The following is an 18,176-nucleotide window of genomic DNA, read 5'->3' on the forward strand; positions in this document are numbered from 1 at the left end:
CCGGGAAAGGGGGAGGCTCACGAGGACCGTCCGCCCCTATGGTCGGGCGAGGTCGCGGTGTCGTGTACCGTGTCGCGTTGCAATCGCGAAACTCTCTAGGTGTTTGTCTTGCCACATTTTCTGCGACGAACCGGTTTCCACTTCGTCGGAAAATGCTCTAAGTCCTGTGAGACATGAACCGGGTTGCCGACCGTTCACGCTCTGGCGATGTCCTCGTGGCACGCGGCGTCGTCGATCATGAAAGAGGACGCCGGCGAGAGCCGGCGGCCTCGTCCCGATCAGACGGGTCGCTCCGGGATCCTACGCCCCGTACAACCCCTTGTGCTCCTCGCGCAGCATGTTCTTCTGCACCTTGCCCATGGTGTTGCGCGGCAATTCGTCGACGACGATCACGCGCTTGGGCAGCTTGAACTTGGCCAGGCGCCCTTCGAGGGCTGACAGGATCGCCGCCTCGCTCGGCGCCTCGGCTCCGCGCGGCACCACCACGGCGGTGACGCCCTCGCCGAAATCCGGGTGGGGTACGCCGATCACCGCCGATTCGAGCACGCCGGGCAGCCCGTCGATCTCGGTCTCGACCTCCTTCGGGTAGACGTTGAAGCCGCCGGTGATGATGAGGTCCTTGCCGCGGCCGACGATGTGGACGTAGCCGCGCTCGTCGACCTTGCCGAGGTCGCCGGTGATGAAGAAGCCGTCGGCCTTGAACTCGGCGGCGGTCTTCTCCGGCATGCGCCAGTAGCCCTTGAACACGTTGGGGCCGCGCACCTCGATCATCCCGACCTGGTCGGCCTGCATCGCCCGGCCGGTCTCCGGATCGACCACCCGCAGCGAGACGCCCGGCAGCGGGAACCCGACCGTGCCGGCGACCCGGTCGCCGTCATAGGGGTTCGAGGTGCTCATGTTGGTCTCGGTCATGCCGTAGCGCTCGAGGATCGCGTGACCGGTCCGCTCCTGCCACTCGCGATGGGTCTCGGCGAGGAGCGGCGCCGATCCGGAGACGAACAGGCGCATGCCGGCGCTCGCCTCGCGGGTCAGGCCCGGCTCCTTGAGGAGGCGCGTGTAGAAGGTCGGCACGCCCATGAGCGCGGTCGCCCGGCCCATTAGCGACAGGATCAGCGGCGGATCGAGCTTCGGCAGAAAGACCATCGCGGCCCCCGACATCAGCACCGTGTTGGTGGCGACGAACAGGCCGTGGGTGTGGAACACCGGCAGCGCGTGGATCAGCACGTCGTCGGGCGTGAAGCGCCAGTACTCGACCAGGGTGAGGGCGTTCGACGACAGGTTGTCGTGGGTGAGCATCGCGCCCTTCGAGCGCCCGGTGGTGCCCGAGGTGTAGAGGATCGCCGCGAGATCGTCCGGGCTACGCGGCACGTCGGCGAAGTCGCCGGTCTGGCCCGCGGCCTCGGCCGCCATGGTGCCCTCGCCCTTGGCGTCGAGGGTGCCGACCTGGGCGACGCCGGCCTGTTCCGCCACGGCCTTGAGCGCGTCGCGCTTCCCCGGGTCGCAGACGAACAGGGCCGGCTCGGCATCGCCGAGGAAATAGGCGATCTCGGCCGGGGTGTAGCCGGTGTTGAGCGGCAGGAACACCGCGCCCGCCCGCACGCAGCCGAGATAGAGCGCGATCACCGCCGGGCTCTTCTCGACCTGCACCGCCACCCGGTCGCCGGGCGCGACGCCGAGGCCGACCAGCGCCGCGGCGTAGCGGCCGGATTCGGCGACGAGGTCGGCGTAGCTCCAGCGCAGGCCCTCGGGGGTATCGAGGAAGGTCTTGCCCGCCGGATCGGCGGGGAGGCGGGAGCGGACGATATCGAAGAAGTGGTTGGACATGGGAAGAACTCTTCAGTCATCGGCGAGATGGCGGCCACGCCGTCCACTCGAAGAACGCGGGTCTCTCCTCTCCCCGCGGGCGGGGAGAGGGCTGCGTCTCCGTTCAGGAGATGCAGCAAGCCCGAAGGGCGAGGGTGAGGGGGTGTTTCCGGATGAACCTCCTCCGGCGGCTCCCCCTCACCCGCGGCTGCCGCCTTGTGTCGCCCCCGACATAGGGGGCGAAACCCTCTCCCCGCAACGAAGTCGGGCCCGCCCGACTTCGTTCCTTGCTTGCAGATCCCGGGCAAGCCCGGGATCTGTGGCGAGAGGGGGAATGCTCCCTCAAGCCTCCGCCAGCGCCACCGCGCGCGCCGGCGGCAGGTTCTGGCGCAACTCGCGGTTGACGGTGAGCGAGGCCGAGACCGTGCCGAGATTGGCGTAGGTCTCGTGGTTCTTCTCGATCGCCGCGAGGTCATAGAGGTAGTTCACCATCAGGCCGTAACCCTGCGACAGGCCCTTCGGCGAGACGTCGCCGAGGAAGTTCAGCCGCTCCAGCCGGGCGCCGTTGCCGAGGTGGAAGCGGGCCACCGGGTCGACCGGCTTGCCGCGCGGGGTCTTCGCCCGCAGGAAGTAGTAGGCCGCGGCCGGCAGCAGGGCCTTCCGCACCGCGTCGGCCTTGGCCTTGTCGGCGTGCCAGTCCGGCTGGTCGAGGGCGCGCAGGGTCTCGACGTCCTCGCGGGTGAGCCCCTGCGGCGCGTCCGAGCGGCGCTCGCGGTCGAGCCAAGTGCGGAAGGTCGGCACCGGCGACAGCGTCACGAAGGTCTTCAGCGCCGGCATCTCGCGGCACAGGTCCTCCACCACCTGCTTGATCAGGAAGTTGCCGAAGGTGATGCCGGCCAGGCCCTTCTGGCAGTTCGAGATCGAGTAGAAGATCGCGGTCGTCGCCTCGCGGGTCGCGGTGTGCTGGCGCTCATGGGCGAGGATCGGGGCGATCGCCGCGGCGATGCCGGTCGTCAGCGCCACCTCGACGAAGATCAGCGGCTCGTCGAGGAGGGCGGGGTGGAAGAACGCGAAGCAGCGCCGGTCCGGCGGCTCGATGCGCCGGCGCAGGTCGTCCCAGCCGGAGATCGCGTGCACCGCCTCGTAGCGGATGATCTTCTCGAGGATGTGCGCTGGCGTGGTCCAGTCGATCCGCCGCAGGACCAGGAAGCCGCGGTTGAACCACGAGGCGAACAGGTGCTCGAAATCGGAATCGAGGCTGTCGACCGCCTCGGCGAGGGCTGGGTCGGGCTTGTCGGCCTTGCGGGCGGCCTCGCGCAACGAGAACAGGTCCTCGCGCATCCGCACCAGCGCGATCGTGCCGTCGCGGGCGAGGTTGAGGCGGCGGATCAGCTCCTGCGAGCGCGGCTCGGCCGCCTCGTGCAGGCGGCCCAGCGCGGCGCGCGAGGGCGCCGTCTCGTAGGCGGCGATGGCGCCCTCGACCGCCGCGTGGTCGGCGCCGAAATCGAGGGCGATGCGGCGCAGGAACTCGTGCCGGTCGGGCCGGGAGAAGCTGTCGTAGCGGTCGAGGATGATGCGCGCGAGCGCGACGCCCGAGGCCTCGCCGCGCCGCGAGATCAGGTCCTCGGCGAGCTTCACCACCTCGGCGACGCTCGCCTTGGCCGGATCGTCACGGCCGAAGGCGATCAGCCCGCGGCCCCGGTCCGAGATGCTCTGGAGGAGGTCGCCGAGGAACGAGATCGCCGCCATGGGGCCCTGCTCACAATCGCTCTGCGTGACGCCGGTCCGGTCCCGCGGATCGGGACCGGCGCCGGCCTTGGGTAGATAGGGCTCCGCTTGCGCAGCGGAGGGGCGGGTGGGGCGTCGCCGTCGCGCCTCGCGGTCGGGTGCCGCCCCGGGCATGGTGGCGCCTCCGCTCGGTGGAGGGCAACTATTTGTTCGAGGGCAGGAGCAGGTCCGGCAGCCACAGGGCGATGCCGGGGACGAGGCAGAGGACCAGGATCGCCGCCGCCATCAAGATCACGAAGGGCAGGGTGCCCCAGATGATCTCGGAGAGCGGGATGTCCGGGGCGATGTTCTTGATGACGAAGATGTTGAGGCCGACCGGCGGGTGGATCAGCCCCATCTCCATGGTGATCGTCATCACGACGCCGAACCAGACCAGGTCGAAGCCGGCCTCCCGCAACGGCGGCAGGATGATCGGCGCGGTCATCAGGATGATCGAGACCGGCGGCAGGAAGAAGCCCAAGCCCACGACGAGGAGCAGGATGGTAAGGAGCAGGAGCCAGGGCGAGAGGTGCAGCGCCACGATCGCCGCAGCGGCCGCCTGCGAGATGTGAAGGTAGCTCATCACGTAGGCGTAGAGCAGCGACATGCCGATGATCAGCATCAGCATGGTCGATTCGCGCAAAGTCGCGGTCAGGATCGGGCTGACGTCACCAGCCCGCCACACCCCGTAGATCGCCGCGATCAGCGCCAGCGCCAGGAGGCCGCCGAGGCCCGCCGTCTCGGAGGGCGTGGCGTAGCCGCCGTAGAGCGCCACCATCACGCCGGTGAGCAGCACCACGAAGGGCAGCACCCGCGGCAGGGTCGAGAAGCGCTCCGCCATCGAGTAGCGGTCTTGCGCCAGGATCGGGTGCTCGGGCCCGCCGGTGACGTAGGCCGCCCGCGCCATGGCGAATTCGCGCCGGAAGCGCCAGGCGGCGTAGCCGGCGAACAGCATCACCAGCAGCAGCCCCGGGCCGATGCCGGCGAGGAAGAGCCGCCCGAGCGACTGCTCGGCCGCCACCGCGTAGAGGATCATGGTGATCGAGGGCGGCAGCAGGATGCCGAGCGTGCCGCCCGCCGCGATGATGCCGGCGGCGAACCCGCCGGAATAGCCGCGCCGGCGCATCTCCGGGATACCGGCCGAGCCGATCGCCGAGCAGGTCGCCGGGCTCGATCCCGCCATGGCGGCGAACAGCGCGCAGGCGAAGACGTTGGCGATGCCGAGGCCGCCCGGGATCTTGTGCATCCAGGCATGCATCGCCGAGTAGAGATCCTGGCCCGCCTTCGACCGGCCGATCGCCGCGCCCTTCAGGATGAAGAGCGGGATCGACAGGAGCGTGATCGAGGCCATCTCCTCGTAGACGTTCTGCGCCACCGTATCGAGGGAGGCGCCCGGCATGAAGGCCAGCATGAAGACGAGCGCCACCGCGCCGAGCGCGAAGGCGATCGGGATGCCGGCGAGCATCGCGCCGAGCGTCGCGCCCGCGTAGAGCGTGCCGATGATCGCGGTGCTCATCGGGCGGCGTCCTTCTTCCTGGCATCTTCGAGGTCCGCCCCGAGGCCGACCTTCGGGTCCGCGAAGCCGGCGGCCTCGGGCCCGCGGGCGATCGCCTCGGCGATCTGGAGCAGGAACTGCAGCGCCAGGAGCGTCATGCCGACCGCCATCAGCGAGTAGGGGATCCAGAGCGGCGGTCCCCAGGTCGATTGCGAGATCTGGCCGTCGACCCAGGCCTCGTGCAGCAGGGTCCAGCTCTTCCAGGCGAAGAACGCCACGAAGCCGAGGCTGACGACGTCGGCGAAGACGAGGCGCAGGCGGTTGGCCCGCGGCGAGAGCAGCCCGGTCAGCGCCTCGATGGCGACGTGGCCGCGCCGCGCCTGGACACCGGCCGCCGACAGGAAGGTGGCGCCGACGATGAGGAACACCGCCGTTTCGTCCTGCCACTCGGTCGGGACCTTGAGGACGTAGCGGATGACGACGCTGTAGCTCAGCACCAGGCAGGCGGCGACGAGGGCGACGCCGCCCATCAGCAGGATCAGCCGGTTGAGGCCGCCCATCGCGGCTTGAACCGCCGCGAGCGGCCCGGGCAGGCGGGCCCGCGCGCCCGGGCGGTCCGGCTCCGCGGCCGCCGAGGCCGCGTCGAAGGCGTGGCTCACGCGACCGCCTCCGCGAGCTTCAGCATCTCGGCGCAGGACGAGGACTTCGCCGCGTAGTCCTTCCAGGCCGAGTCGCGGGCGATGTCGCGCCAGCGGCTCAAGCTCGCCTCGTCGAGGGTCTCGACCTTGGCGCCGGCCTTCCCGAAGATCCGCTCGACCCGGATGTCGTCGGCTTGCGCGCCCTCCTGGCCGAAGGATTCGAGCTCGGCGCCCACCGCCATGATCAGCTCCTGCTGGTCCTTCGGAAGGCCGTCGAACACGCTCTTCGACATCATGATCGGCTCGAGCATGAACCAGTACGAGCGGCCGCGGCCCGAGGTGAGCGACTTCGCCAGTTCTTCCAGCCGGAACGAGATCAGGCTGGTCGAGGAGGTGATGACCGCGTCGCAGGCGCCGGTCTGCATCGCCGCGTAGGATTCGTTCGACGGCAGGCTGAGCGTCGCGGCGCCGGCGGCCTTCATCATCAGGTCCATCTCGCGCGAGCCGCCGCGGACCTTCAGGCCCTTGGCGTCCTCCGGTCGCACCAGGGGACGCTCGCGGCTGGCGACGCCGCCGGCCTGCCAGACCCAGGAGACGAGCACGATGTTCTTGGCGAGCAGGATCTCGGTCAGCTTGCGGCCGACCGGCGCCGACTTCCAGGCCATCGCCTGCGGGTAGGAGGTCACCAGCGCCGGCATCAGGCCGATATTGGTCTCCGGCACCTCGCCGCCGGCATAGGGCAGGGGGTAGAGGCTCATGTCGAGAGCCCCTTTGCGCATCGCGCTGAACTGGGCGTTGGTCTTCATCAGGGACGAGCCCGGATAGACCTGCACCTCGATCGCGCCCTTCGAGCGCTCCTTCACGGCGGCGGCGAACTTGCGGCACATCCGGTCGCGGAAGTCGCCCTCGTCGATCGTGCCGCCCGGGAACTGGTGCGACAGCTTCAGGATCGTGGCGGCCTGCGCGGCGCGCCCGAGGCCGATCAGCGCGGGGGCCGCGAGGCCGGCGGCCAGCAGGGAACGACGGGACAACCGGGTGCGGCGGGTGGGAGCCATGGCGTTTCCTCTGGACGGGGCAGGGGTCCGAGGCCCCCGCTTCTCGATGCTGTCGCACGGTCAGGTTGTTGCCCTGCCGCCTGCTGCACTCAGAAGACCCCGATCTTGTATATTTTGTCAATCGGCGTGCATACTCGCCGATGGTGGATGCCGGACCCCTCCGAGAGTCACGCTTCAAGAGCGACGCTTCATGAGCCACGCCCAGCGGTTGCGGCGCACGATCGAGGACGAGATCGTCGACGGGGTCCTGCGGCCCGGCGACCGGCTCGACGAGGTCCAGCTCGCCGCCCGGTTCGGGGTCTCGCGCACGCCGATCCGCGAGGCCCTGCTGCAGCTCGCCGTCGCCGGCCTGATCGAGGTCAAGCCCCGCCGCGGCGCCGTGGTGAGCACGCCCGAGCCGGCCCGGCTGCTGGAGATGTTCGAGACGATGGCGGAGCTGGAGGCTGCCTGCGGGCGCCTCGCCGCACGGCGGCTGACCGACGAGGACCAGCGCGACCTCGTCGCGGCGCTCGAATCCTGCCGGGCGGCCGCCGCCACGGGCGACACCGAGGCCTACTACGCCGAGAACGCGGTGTTCCACGCGGTGATCTACCGGGCCTCGCGCAACGGCTTCCTGTGCGAGCAGGCCGTCACCTTGAGCCGGCGCCTGGCGCCGTTCCGGCGCATCCAGCTGCGGGGCCGCAACCGGCTGCGCCAGTCGCTCGCCGAGCACGAGGGGGCGGTCGAGGCGATCCTGGCCGGGGACGAGGCACTCGCAGGCGAGCGCCTGCGCGCCCACGTGCTGGTGCAGGGCGACCGGTTCTCGGAGCTGATCCGCAGCCTGCCGGGCGGCAGCGCGGCGGCCTGACCTTGACCCAGGGCAATCCGCCGACCCGGGTCAACCCCTTGACCTCGCGCTCGTTTCGTCGACTCGGAACGACCCCCGGGACGCCACGTTGTGAACCGGAGCGCCCACGCTTGCGGGCGCCTGCCGAGATCCTCCTGCTTTCCGGTGTCGCGATGCCGCCCGAACCCCGTTCCGGTTCCGCCCCGTCCGGCGTGACCTCGACCCTGTGGACCGTCTTTCTCGGCATCGCCCTGGTGCGCCTCGTCACCGCGCGCCGGCCCGACGGGGTGCAGGACGCCGCGCCCGACCCGACCCGGCATCTCGGCGCCGGCGCCAAGTCGTATTCGGGGCGCCCGGCCCAGTGGGTCGCCGACACCGAGGTCGATCGCGGGCGCAAGGCCGAGACGCCGACCGAGATCCCGGCCAAGGGCTGGAAGGACGTGCTCTACCGCGTCTACCTCGAGTTCCAGAAGGACCGGGTGCTGTCGGTGGCGGCCGGCGTCACCTTCTACACCCTGCTCGCCCTCTTCCCGGCGGTGGCGGCGCTGGTCTCGCTCTACGGGCTGTTCACCGATCCGAGCACGATCAACGACCACCTGTCGCTGCTCCAGGGCGTGATGCCGTCGGGCGCCCTCGAGATCATCGGCGACCAGGTCAAGCGCATCACCGCCAAGGGCGGCACCACGCTCGGCATCACCTTCTTCACCAGCCTCGCGATCTCGCTGTGGAGCGCCAATGCCGGCATGAAGGCGATGTTCGACGCGCTCAACATCGTCTACGAGGAGCAGGAGAAGCGCAGCTTCATCCAGCTCAACCTGCGCTCGCTCACCTTCACCTTCGGCGCGCTGGTCTTCGTCGTGGTGGCGCTAGGCTGCATCGTGGTGCTGCCGGTGGCGCTGAACTTCCTCGGCAATTTCGGCATCCGGATCAGCCCGACGGCCTGGTACATCGCGCTTTTGCGCTGGCCGGCGCTCCTCGCGGTGCTGCTCTTCGCCCTCGCGCTGCTCTACCGCTACGGCCCGAGCCGCGACCTGCCGCGCTGGCGCTGGGTGACCCCCGGCAGCCTCACGGCCGGCGTGGTATGGCTCGTCGCCTCGATCGGCTTCTCCTGGTACGTCGCGCATTTCGGCAGCTACAACGAGACCTACGGCTCGCTCGGCGCCGCGATCGGCTTCATGACCTGGATCTGGATCTCGTCGACGATCGTGCTGCTCGGCGGCGAGATCAACGCCGAGCTCGAGCACCAGACCGCCCGCGACACCACCACCGGTCCCGAGGAGCCGATGGGCACCCGCCGCGCCCGGATGGCCGATACGGTCGGGGCGCCGGCCTGAGGATGCGGCGCCGCAGCATCTCGCGAGATGCGGCGCCCGCCACCATCTTGGGGCCTTGGGAAGCCGGGAACCACCAGGAGAGGCCCCGATGGCCGGACACGAGACCGACACTGCCGACACCCGCACCGAGGCGGAGTGGCGCCGGGAGCTGACGCCCGAGCAGTACCGCGTGCTGCGCGAGCACGGCACCGAGCGCCCCGGCACCAGCCCGCTCAACGACGAGAAGCGCACCGGCACCTTCGTCTGCGCCGGCTGCGGCCAGCCCCTGTTCGAATCCGACACGAAGTACGAATCCGGCTCCGGCTGGCCGAGTTTCTACGCCCCGCTCGACGGCGCGGTGGAGACGCAGACGGACCGCTCCTTCTTCATGACCCGCACCGAGGTGCATTGCGCCCGCTGCAAGGGGCATCTCGGCCACGTCTTCGACGACGGCCCGGCCCCGACCGGCCTGCGCTACTGCATGAACGGCGCGGCGATGGGGTTCGAGCCGCAGGACTGACCGGCACGGGACGGGAACGGGGTACGTTTCCCGCACCGGCTTCATCCGCCGGAATATTTCCGTGCGGGGCCCGGAACGGCGGGCGGGCTCGGCGATTCGTCCCCTGCCGCGGGGGCATGCGGCGCGAGGGGCAGGGCGGTGGCACGGCCCCGCGCGGTCGGGCCCCGCCCGGCCGTTCCTCTCGCCCGAGCACCCTCCCGATGCACGACCCCGACGCGCGGCCCTACCAGCCCATCGAGGCCTACGGCCTCGTCAGCAACTGCCACGGCTGCGCCCTCGTCGCCCGCGACGGCTCGATCGACTGGGCCTGCCTCGAGCGGTTCGACGCGCCGCCGGTCTTCTCGCGTCTCCTCGACCGCCGGCGCGGCGGCTTCTTCGCCCTGGCGCCCGAGCTGCCGTTCGAGAGCGCCCGGCTCTACCTGCCGGGCACCAACATCCTCGAGACCACCTTCACCTGCGCCGCCGGGGCGGCGACCGTCCACGACTTCATGCTGGCGCCGGAGCCCGGCCGCAGCCTGCCCTGCCTCGTGCGCCTGGTCTCGGGCGTGTCGGGCGAGGTGCCGATGCGGGCGGTCTACCGGCCGCTCGCGGGCTTCTCCGAGCGATTCCCAAGCCTGGAGCCGTTCCCGGGCGGCGCCCGGGCCGAGGGGCTGCCGGATCTCGTCGCCGACCTCCCGCTCTCGATCGAGGGCGGGCAGGCTTTGGCCCGGTTCACGATCGCCCACGGCGCCGAGCACGCCTTCGCGCTCCATCCCGGCGGCGCCGACGGTCGCGAGACCGCGCGGCCGCGCGTGCTGATGGAGGCGGCGCGCCGGGCCTGGACCGGCTGGTCGGCGAGCGCGGCCTATGACGGCCCGCTCGCCGACGAGCTCCTGCGCAGCGCGCTGACCCTCAAGGCGCTGACCTACGCGCCGTCGGGCGCCATCGTGGCCGCCGCCACCACCTCTCTGCCGGAGGAGATCGGCGGCATCCGCAACTGGGACTACCGGTTCTGCTGGATCCGCGACGCCTGCCTGTCCTTCTACGTCCTCAAGAAGTTCGGCATGGTGGCGGAGGCCGAGGCGTTCTTCCGCTTCGTCGGCGGCCTCGCCGAGCGCGACGAGGGCGGCCTGAAGCCCCTCTACGCCATCGCGGGCGAAGCGGATCTCACCGAGCACGAGGCGGCGCATTTCGAGGGCTGGCGCGGCAGCGCCCCGGTGCGCTACGGCAACGAGGCGGCGGAGCAGCATCAGAGCGACGCCTACGGCCAGGTGCTCGACCTCCTCTACCTCTATCGCAGTCTCGGCGGCACGATTCCCGAGGCGATGGCGGCCCAGGCGGTGCGGCTCGCCGACTTCGCCGCCGCCCACTGGCACGAGACGGATGCCGGGCTGTGGGAGCCGCGCAAGCCCGAGCAGCACTACCTGCACGCCGCGATCATGAACTGGGTCGCGGTCGACCGCGCCATCCGGCTGTTCGGCGAGCGGCCGCACTGGCGCGCGGCGCGCGAGGCCATCGTGGCCCGGGTCAACGGTGAGGGGGTGCACCCGCGCGACGGCTACTACCCGCAATATATCGGCGCCGACGATCCCGACGCGGCCCTGCTGATCGCCCCGATGGTCGGCTTCCCGGTCGACGAGGCGGTCTTTACCCGCACGGTCGAGGTGGTGATCGCCCGCCTCGGCCACGGCCCGCTGGTCTACCGCTATCGCAACGACGACGGACTGCCCGGCCACGAGGGCACCTTCCTGATCTGCGCCTTCTGGCTCGTCGACGCGCTGGCCTGGCTCGGCCGGACCGAGGAGGCGCGCACCCGCTTCGACGCCCTGCGGGCGCTGCAGAACGATGTCGGCCTCTACGCCGAGGAGGTGGCGGAGGACCGCACCTTCCTGGGCAACTTCCCGCAGGCCTTCAGCCACCTCGCTTTCATCCACAGCGCCCTCGTCCTCGACCTCGCCGCCCAGGGCGGACGCGAGGCGGTGGCCGGCACCTATGCCGACCGCACCCTGCGCGAGACGCGCTGGCGCCGGGTGCCCTGGATCGTGCCTCCGGCGCAGCCGCGGGAGGGGCGCGAGCGAGAGGCGGGGGCGCCGGTCGATGGGCCCGCGCAGGATTAACCCGATCTTGAAGGGACTGCCGGCATGGGGCGTTGAACGGGCGCGGCTGCGGGAGACGTCATGGGGAAGCGGCGCGGTCTCGCCGGTCTGGCCGTCGCGCTCGGCCTCGTCGCCCAGGGCCCGGCCCTGGCCGGGGGCAAGCCGCTGGTCTGGTCGATCTTCGATGCGCCGCCCTTCACGATCATCGACGGCGAGAACCGCGGCACCGGCATCTTCGACCGCATCCGCGAGGTCCTGGCCGCCCGCCTGACCGACTACGCCGTGACGAGCGTGACGGTGCCGTTCCCGCGCATCGTCGCCTCGCTGAAGGCCGGCGAGGAGTGGTGCTTCGTCGGCGGCGTGAAGACGCCCGAGCGCGAGGGCTTCGCGGTGTTCTCGCGGCCGGTGGCGATGTTCTATCCCCTGCGCATCGTCGTGCGCGCGGCCGACCGGGACCGCTTCGCGGCGCTCGGGCCGCTCTCCCTGCACGACCTGCTCACCGCGCGCCGCTCCCTGCGCACCAGCGTGCTGCGCGACCGCGCCATCGCCCCGGCGGTCGACGCGCTGTTCCGCCAGTATCCGCCCGGGCAGACCTATGCGCGCTTCATCGAAGCGTACCGCATGTTGCTGACCGACCGGCTCGACTACCTCGTCGATTTCTCCAGCATCACGACCTACACCGCCCGCGCGCTCGGCCGGTCCGACGCCTTCGTGGGCCTGGCCTTCGCCGAGAGCCCCGAGCCGGTCTTCGCCCGGGTGATGTGCGCCGGCACGCCCTGGGGCCGGGAGGTCGTGGCGGCCATCGATGCGGTGCTGGCGACCGAGCGGACGAGCCCGGCCTATCGCCGCATCGTCGAGGCCTGGGCGGCGCAGGACGACCTGCCGCGCATCCGCGCCGTCTACGACGCCTTCCTGGCGAGCGACTGAGCGAGCGGCGAAAGGGCCGGGCGTCGGACGGGAGATGGCGTCGCCGTCGATCCCGCATTGCGGATCGACCACGGCGGACGCGCCGAAGATGTGTCGCGGACGGGTCCGAGGGCGATTAACGCGATCTTGAAGGGGCGACACGCAATGACGTATCGCGGGCCGAGGGACTGGGCGGGAACCATGATGGTCAAGTGGTGCGGTCTCGCCGGTCTGGTCGTCGCGCTCGCCTTGACGGGGCCGGCACGGGCCGAAGACGAGCAGATCACCAAGCAGATTACCAAGCAGATTACTTGGACGGTCTTCGACGCGCCGCCCTACACGATCGTCGACGGCAAGAACCGCGACAACGGCATCTCCGACCGGATCCGCCGGCTCCTCACCGCCCGGTTGAGCGACTACCGCCATTCCACGATGACGGTGCCGTTCCCGCGCATCCTCACCTCGCTCAAGAGCGGGGCGGAATGGTGCTTCGTCGGCGGGGTCAAGGCGCCCGACCGCGAGGCTTTCGCGGTGTTCTCGCGGCCGGTGGCGATGTTCTATCCCCTGCGCATCGTCGTGCGTGCGCCGAACCGCGCCCGCTTCGAGGCGCTCGGGCCGCTCTCCCTGCGCGACCTGCTGACGAAGCACCGCGACTTGCGCACCAGCGTCTTGCGCTACCGCGCGCTTGCCCCGGCGGCCGACGCGCTGTTCCAGCAATACCCGCCGGGACAGACCTATTCCGAGTTCGGCGAGGCGTTCCGGATGCTGCTGAACGACCGGCTCGACTACCTCGTCGAGTTCTCCAGCATCGCCGCCTATCACGCCCGCTATCTCGGGGCGCCGGGGGCCTTCGTGGGCTTCCCCTTCGCGGAGGAGAACCGGGTGCCGGTCTTTCCCCGGGTGATGTGCGCCGGCACGCCCTGGGGCCGCGAGGTGGTGGCCCGCATCGACGCGGTGCTGGCGGCCGAGCGGGCGAGCCCGGCCTATCGCGGCATCGTCGAGGCCTGGGCCGCGGACGAGGACCTGCCGCGCATCCGCGCCGTCTACGACACCTTCCTGGCGAGCGACTGAGCGGGAGCCGGCCCCGGATCGGATCGGATCGGCCTGCAATCCGGCATCGCGACTGGAGCGCGATTACTTCGCCAACGGTACGTCTCGTTCACGTCTCGGCATCGGCCAACCTCATCTTGCGTTTGGGGCCGGCATTGACCGGTCGTCGGTGCGGGAATATCCCCGATACCATCATGATGAAGCGCGCCATGATCGGTATCGGCCTCGCGCTCGCTCTGGCGGGGCCGGCGCGGGCCGAGGGCGGGCAGGTGACCTGGGCGGTCTACGATGCCGCGCCGTTCATGATGACCGAGGGCGAGCACCGCGACACCGGCATTTTCGACCGCATCCGCCAGGTCCTGACCGCCCGGCTGACGGGATACGCCCATTCCACTCTGATCGTCCCGTTCCCGCGCATCGTCACCTCGTTGAAGAAGGGCGAGGAGTGGTGCTTCGTCGGCGGCGTGAAGACGCCCGAGCGCGAGGGCTTCGCGGTGTTCTCGCGACCGGTGGCGATGTTCTATCCCCTGCGCATCGTCGTGCGCGCGGCCGACCGGGACCGCTTCGCGGCGCTCGGGCCGCTCTCCCTGCACGACCTGCTCACCGCGCGCCGCTCCTTGCGCACCAGCGTGCTACGCGACCGCGCCATCGCCCCGGCGGTCGACGCGCTGTTCCGCCAATATCCGCCCGGGCAGACCCATTCCGAGTTCGGAGAGGCGTACCGGATGCTGCTGAACGACCGGCTCGACTACCTCGTCGATTTTTCGAACATCGCCGCCTACAACGCCCGCGCGCTCGGCCGGTCCGACGCCTTCGTGGGCCTGGCCTTCGCCGAGAGCCCCGAGCCGGTCTTCGCCCGGGTGATGTGCGCCGGCACGCCCTGGGGCCGCGAGGTCGTGGCGGCCATCGATGCGGTGCTGGCGACCGAGCGGACGAGCCCGGCCTATCGCCGCATCGTCGAGGCCTGGGCGGCGCAGGACGACCTGCCGCGCATCCGCGCCGTCTACGACGCCTTCCTGGCGAGCGATTGAGCGCAGGCGTCCCGCACGAACCTGCTAAGCCGCGAGCGCGGCCTGCCCCGTGACGAAGGGCTCGACCCAGACCCGCCGCCCGGTCAGGTCGTGCACGCTCACCCGCCACTCGGCCCAGTCCGCGTCGGCGCCCGGGCTCCGCATCGCCGCCTCGGCGACCTGCCGGGCGCGACGGGCGAGGCCGGCAGGACCGCGGACGAGGGCGCCCTCGGCATCGAGGATGCATTCGGACCCGTTGGTGCAGTGGAAGCGGTAGCGCGTCATGCCGATCCTCTCTTCTCGCCCTGTCTCCTCGGCCGTGACCCCGCCGGTTCGGCCGCAACGGTTAATGTTCACTATATGTTCTGGTTTCGCAACCATGCCAGGGCAAGGGCGCGATGCCGCAGTCTTGACTCCCGACGGCGCATCCGTGCCTCGATCGACCGAGGGGGCTCGCCGTCGCCGTGAATCCCTGCCAGATTCCGCATCCCGGCGGAGTGGAGGACGCGATGGCAGGCCTGTTCGACCCGATCCTGAACTGGTGTCTGCTGCCGGGCTCGCACGCCTTTCCGGGCCCGGACGGCGGCACCTGCATCAACGAGGCCGCGGTGGTGGCGGCGGGCCTGCCCTATCGCGCGATCCGCTCGTCGGCGGATTGCCCACCGTGCTTCTCCGCCCCGCTCGCGACCTACGCGCTCGGCCTCAACGACGCGATGCCGGATGCCGAGCGCCCACGCCTGATGGCCTTCGTGCTGCGTCTCGCCGGCTCGGCCGATGCGCCCGCCATCGAGGAGGCGCGCATCGCCCATCTCGTCGCCGAGGGCGTGCGCCGCCTGCTGCCGCCGGTGCTGGAGCGGGCCGGGCTGCCGCAGCACGCCGTCGCCTGCCGATCCGCCGCGGACCTCCCCCGCGCGGTGACGCTCGCTCGCCACGCCGCCTGGTCGGCCGGTTCTCTGGCCGAATCGGCCGGCCGCCAGGGCGCCTGGACCCGCGGTGCCAGGGCCGCCGCGGCCGCCCGCGCCGCGCTCTTTTCCGCCGAGATCGATGCCCGGACCGCCGCCGACGCGGCCGAGGCCGCCGCCCTGTTCTGGCCCGGGGCCTGGGCCGAGGCGGTGGCGATCCTCGACGAGGGCCTCGGCATCGGCCGCCAGGCGCCGGCGCTCGGGCCGGAGGAGGCCGGGATGCGGCTCGAAGCCGCCAAGGCGGAACGACGGCGACGGGCCGGGGCGGCGGCGTGACCGCCGGGCGGGCGTCGCCGGATCGTCACTCCTCCCTGTACGCCGCCAGGATCCGCGCGCCCTCCGGCCCGGTCCGTCGCACCCACTCCGCCCGGGCCGCCTCGCCGGCCCGGGCAAGGGCCTCCGCGATCGCGGGTGCGGGCGGATCGGCGATGACGACGCCGTTCCGGCGCATCCGCGCGACGTTCTCGTCGAGGCGGGTACGGATCGCCGTCCATTGTCGCGCCTCGGTCTCGGCGGCGGCCGCGTCGACCGCCTCGCGCAGGGTCGCCGGCAGGGCGTCGTAGGCGCGCGCCGAGACGACCGCGATCGAGATCGGCATCGCGTACTGCACAGCCGTGAAGTGCGGCAGCTGCTCCCACAGGCGGCGCCCGACGCCGCCATCGCCGGAGGAGAGCATCGCATCGACGGTGCCGGCCTTCACCTGCGGGATCGCATCGGCCTGCGACAGGTTCACCGGCTGCGCGCCGGCCCCGGCGAGCACCGCCGTCGAGGTGGAATCGTAGGTGCGGATCCGCAGGCCCCGCAGATCGTCGAGGCGCGCGAGGGCGTGGCGCGACCAGATTCCCGACGGCGCCCAGGGCGTCACGTAGAGAAGGCGCTGGCCCTGCGCCGCGAGCGCCCGGGCATAGGCCGGCCGGGCGATGTCGGCGAGGCGCCGCGCCTGCGCGACCGACGTCGCCAGGAAGGGCAGGGAGGAGAGGCCGAACAGCGGATCGACCGCCGCCAGCGGCCCCGTGAAGGCATCCGCCGCCTCGACCGTGCCGTCCGCCACGGCGCCGATCATCGCGCCGGAGCGCAGTCCCGCCGCGGCATCGTAGCTCGGCTGCACCGCGAGGCGGCCGCCGCTCCGCTCGGCCACGAGACGCACGAAGGTGGCGAGGCCCTCGCCCGGCATGGTGCTGGCCGGATACTCGGTCGGCATCCGCCAGACGTGTCCGGGGCCTGCAGCCGGGTCCTGCGCGGCGGCGGGCCGGGGCAGGGCGACCAGGCAGCACCACGCCAGGCAGGACCATGCCAGCACGGCCCCGCGAAACCGGACACGCATCCTCATCCCGATCCTCCTCCTCGATCGCGCCCGCCGCCCCGTCGCCGCGCGGCCGACAAAGCGATTGCCCCGGGCCCGCTCCGCCGTCACTCTCGTCTGCCGAACGCCCCGAGAGAAGGCCCGAAGAGGCCGGGGGCGCCCTACGGGAGGAGAATGCCATGCCGGAGACGATCGCCCTGTTCGGGGCCGGGGGGAAGATGGGCGTGCGCCTCGCCCGCAACCTGATGCGCACCGATTTCCGCCTCGCCCCCGTCGAGATCGGCGAGGCAGGGCGGCAGCGCCTGGAAAGCGAGCTCGGTCTCGCCTGCGTCGAACCGGATGCCGCCCTCGACGGCGCCGAGGTGGTGGTGCTGGCGGTGCCCGACACGCTGATCGGTCGCGTCTCGCACGCTCTGTCGCCGAAGCTGAAGCCCGGCACGATGGTGGTGATCCTCGACGCCGCCGCGCCCTTCGCCGGCCATCTGCCCGAGCGGCCGGACCTGACCTACTTCGTCACCCATCCCTGCCACCCGCCGGTCTTCAACGACGAGACGACGGAGGCGGGGCGCCGCGACCATTTCGGCGGCATCGCCGCGCGCCAGTCGATCGTGAACGCGCTGATGCAGGGGCCGGAGGAGGCCTACGGCCTCGGCGAGCGCGTGGCCAAGGCGATCTGGGCCCCGATCCTGCGCTCGCACCGGGTCACCGTGGAGCAGATGGCGCTCCTCGAGCCCGGCCTGTCCGAGACCGTCTGCGCCACCCTGCTCGCCGTGATGCGCGAGGCGATGGACGAGACCGTGCGCCGCGGCGTGCCGGAGGTGTGCGCCCGCGATTTCCTGCTCGGTCACCTCAACATCCTGGCGGCGGTCACCTTCGGCGAGGTCGACGGCGTGTTCTCGGATGCCTGCAACAAGGCGATCCAGTTCGGCAAGCCGCGCCTGATGCGCGACGACTGGCTCGGTTGCCTCGACGAGCCCGAGATCGTCGAGAGCATCCGCCGGATCACCTGAACGCGAAACGCCCCGCCGGCGGAAGCCGGCGGGGCGTTTCGGGACTTGGTTGCGGGGACAGGATTTGAACCTGTGACCTTCAGGTTATGAGCCTGACGAGCTACCGGGCTGCTCCACCCCGCGCCAGGGTGTTGTCGCGATGAGGGAAGGTGTGACGTGCTTGGCAGGTCTGGCGGTGACCGACTCTCCCGTGTCTTGAGACACAGTACCATGGGCGCTGGGGCGGTTAACGGCCGAGTTCGAGATGGGATCGGGTTCTGATCACCCCGCTCAGACCACCAGACCGGCCAAGCACGTCGCGTTCGGGCAAGCATGGTGACCGGCGGCCGCTGGGGCCGCCCGTCACGTCGTCATCGTGTGTGGTTGTGTGATCCGGACACGGATCATGAGAGCGATCAAGCCGATCGAGCGATTAGTACTGGTCAGCTCAGCGCGTTACCGCC

At 71.2% G+C, this 18,176-nt stretch carries 16 protein-coding genes, 1 tRNA gene and 1 rRNA gene; 9 read left to right on the plus strand and 9 right to left on the minus strand.

Annotation, left to right across the window (positions count from 1 at the left end; translation table 11 throughout):
* Window positions 1–300 precede the first annotated feature (300 nt).
* The 5 genes from A5481_RS30240 to dctP all read right to left on the minus strand — a co-directional run bounded on the left by A5481_RS30240 (window position 301) and on the right by dctP (window position 6,758).
* Window positions 301–1,824, minus strand: a complete 1,524-nt coding sequence (locus tag A5481_RS30240; RefSeq protein WP_048436099.1) for a malonate--CoA ligase — start codon at window positions 1,822–1,824, stop codon at window positions 301–303.
* 321 nt (window positions 1,825–2,145) lie between these two features.
* The gene (locus tag A5481_RS30245) at window positions 2,146–3,552 is read right to left on the minus strand and encodes a malonyl-CoA decarboxylase (RefSeq protein ID WP_048436100.1); all 1,407 of its coding nucleotides are present in this window, start codon (window positions 3,550–3,552) and stop codon (window positions 2,146–2,148) included.
* A 181-nt stretch (window positions 3,553–3,733) separates the two neighbouring features.
* Window positions 3,734–5,086, minus strand: coding sequence for a TRAP transporter large permease (locus A5481_RS30250; RefSeq protein WP_048436101.1), 1,353 nt, complete (start codon window positions 5,084–5,086; stop codon window positions 3,734–3,736).
* The gene (locus tag A5481_RS30255; RefSeq protein ID WP_048436102.1) at window positions 5,083–5,724 is read right to left on the minus strand and encodes a TRAP transporter small permease; all 642 of its coding nucleotides are present in this window, start codon (window positions 5,722–5,724) and stop codon (window positions 5,083–5,085) included. The genes A5481_RS30250 and A5481_RS30255 overlap by 4 nt, the downstream gene beginning before the upstream one ends.
* Window positions 5,721–6,758: a TRAP transporter substrate-binding protein DctP gene (dctP, locus tag A5481_RS30260; protein ID WP_048436103.1), complete on the minus strand. Its 1,038-nt coding sequence runs from the start codon at window positions 6,756–6,758 to the stop codon at window positions 5,721–5,723. The genes A5481_RS30255 and dctP overlap by 4 nt, the downstream gene beginning before the upstream one ends.
* 190 nt (window positions 6,759–6,948) lie before the next feature.
* Here dctP and A5481_RS30265 point away from each other — a divergent pair, with 190 nt between their 5' ends.
* From A5481_RS30265 to A5481_RS30295, 7 genes are all read left to right on the plus strand, one after another.
* Window positions 6,949–7,605 (plus strand): GntR family transcriptional regulator, encoded by a 657-nt coding sequence (locus tag A5481_RS30265; RefSeq protein WP_048436104.1) that lies wholly within the window; start codon window positions 6,949–6,951, stop codon window positions 7,603–7,605.
* Window positions 7,606–7,757: 152 nt separating this feature from the next.
* Window positions 7,758–8,918 (plus strand): YihY/virulence factor BrkB family protein, encoded by a 1,161-nt coding sequence (locus A5481_RS30270; protein WP_048436110.1) that lies wholly within the window; start codon window positions 7,758–7,760, stop codon window positions 8,916–8,918.
* A gap of 88 nt (window positions 8,919–9,006) precedes the next feature.
* Window positions 9,007–9,417 carry a peptide-methionine (R)-S-oxide reductase MsrB gene (gene msrB / locus A5481_RS30275; protein ID WP_048436105.1) on the plus strand — a complete coding sequence of 137 codons (411 nt, stop codon included), beginning with the start codon at window positions 9,007–9,009 and terminating at the stop codon, window positions 9,415–9,417.
* 200 nt (window positions 9,418–9,617) lie between these two features.
* On the plus strand, window positions 9,618–11,513 hold the full coding sequence (locus A5481_RS30280) for a glycoside hydrolase family 15 protein (protein WP_048436106.1): 1,896 nt from the start codon (window positions 9,618–9,620) through the stop codon (window positions 11,511–11,513).
* A 60-nt stretch (window positions 11,514–11,573) separates the two neighbouring features.
* Entirely contained in the window at window positions 11,574–12,419 is an 846-nt protein-coding gene (locus A5481_RS30285) for a transporter substrate-binding domain-containing protein (protein WP_053082527.1), read from the plus strand.
* A 180-nt stretch (window positions 12,420–12,599) separates the two neighbouring features.
* Window positions 12,600–13,469 (plus strand): transporter substrate-binding domain-containing protein, encoded by an 870-nt coding sequence (locus A5481_RS30290; protein ID WP_167350091.1) that lies wholly within the window; start codon window positions 12,600–12,602, stop codon window positions 13,467–13,469.
* Between the two features lie 173 nt (window positions 13,470–13,642).
* Window positions 13,643–14,479, plus strand: coding sequence for a transporter substrate-binding domain-containing protein (locus A5481_RS30295; RefSeq protein WP_053082529.1), 837 nt, complete (start codon window positions 13,643–13,645; stop codon window positions 14,477–14,479).
* Window positions 14,480–14,503: 24 nt separating this feature from the next.
* Here the strand turns inward: A5481_RS30295 and A5481_RS30300 are convergent, their stop codons facing one another.
* Window positions 14,504–14,743, minus strand: a complete 240-nt coding sequence (locus A5481_RS30300) for a DUF6894 family protein (RefSeq protein ID WP_048436107.1) — start codon at window positions 14,741–14,743, stop codon at window positions 14,504–14,506.
* 224 nt (window positions 14,744–14,967) lie between these two features.
* On the opposite strand from A5481_RS30300, the gene A5481_RS30305 reads away from it, so the two are divergent.
* Window positions 14,968–15,696: a hypothetical protein gene (locus A5481_RS30305; protein WP_048436108.1), complete on the plus strand. Its 729-nt coding sequence runs from the start codon at window positions 14,968–14,970 to the stop codon at window positions 15,694–15,696.
* A gap of 25 nt (window positions 15,697–15,721) precedes the next feature.
* Here the strand turns inward: A5481_RS30305 and A5481_RS30310 are convergent, their stop codons facing one another.
* Window positions 15,722–16,750, minus strand: coding sequence for a TRAP transporter substrate-binding protein (locus A5481_RS30310; protein WP_082173388.1), 1,029 nt, complete (start codon window positions 16,748–16,750; stop codon window positions 15,722–15,724).
* 152 nt (window positions 16,751–16,902) lie between these two features.
* Here A5481_RS30310 and A5481_RS30315 point away from each other — a divergent pair, with 152 nt between their 5' ends.
* On the plus strand, window positions 16,903–17,733 hold the full coding sequence (locus A5481_RS30315) for a phosphogluconate dehydrogenase C-terminal domain-containing protein (RefSeq protein ID WP_048436109.1): 831 nt from the start codon (window positions 16,903–16,905) through the stop codon (window positions 17,731–17,733).
* A gap of 46 nt (window positions 17,734–17,779) precedes the next feature.
* Here the strand turns inward: A5481_RS30315 and A5481_RS30320 are convergent.
* Window positions 17,780–17,856: transfer RNA gene (locus A5481_RS30320), tRNA-Met, on the minus strand.
* A 44-nt stretch (window positions 17,857–17,900) separates the two neighbouring features.
* Window positions 17,901–18,016: ribosomal RNA gene (gene rrf / locus A5481_RS30325) — 5S ribosomal RNA — on the minus strand.
* Window positions 18,017–18,176 lie beyond the last annotated feature (160 nt).

Origin of the sequence: Methylobacterium platani, assembly GCF_001653715.1 — a bacterium.
GTDB classification, from domain to species: Bacteria; Pseudomonadota; Alphaproteobacteria; order Rhizobiales; family Beijerinckiaceae; genus Methylobacterium; species Methylobacterium platani.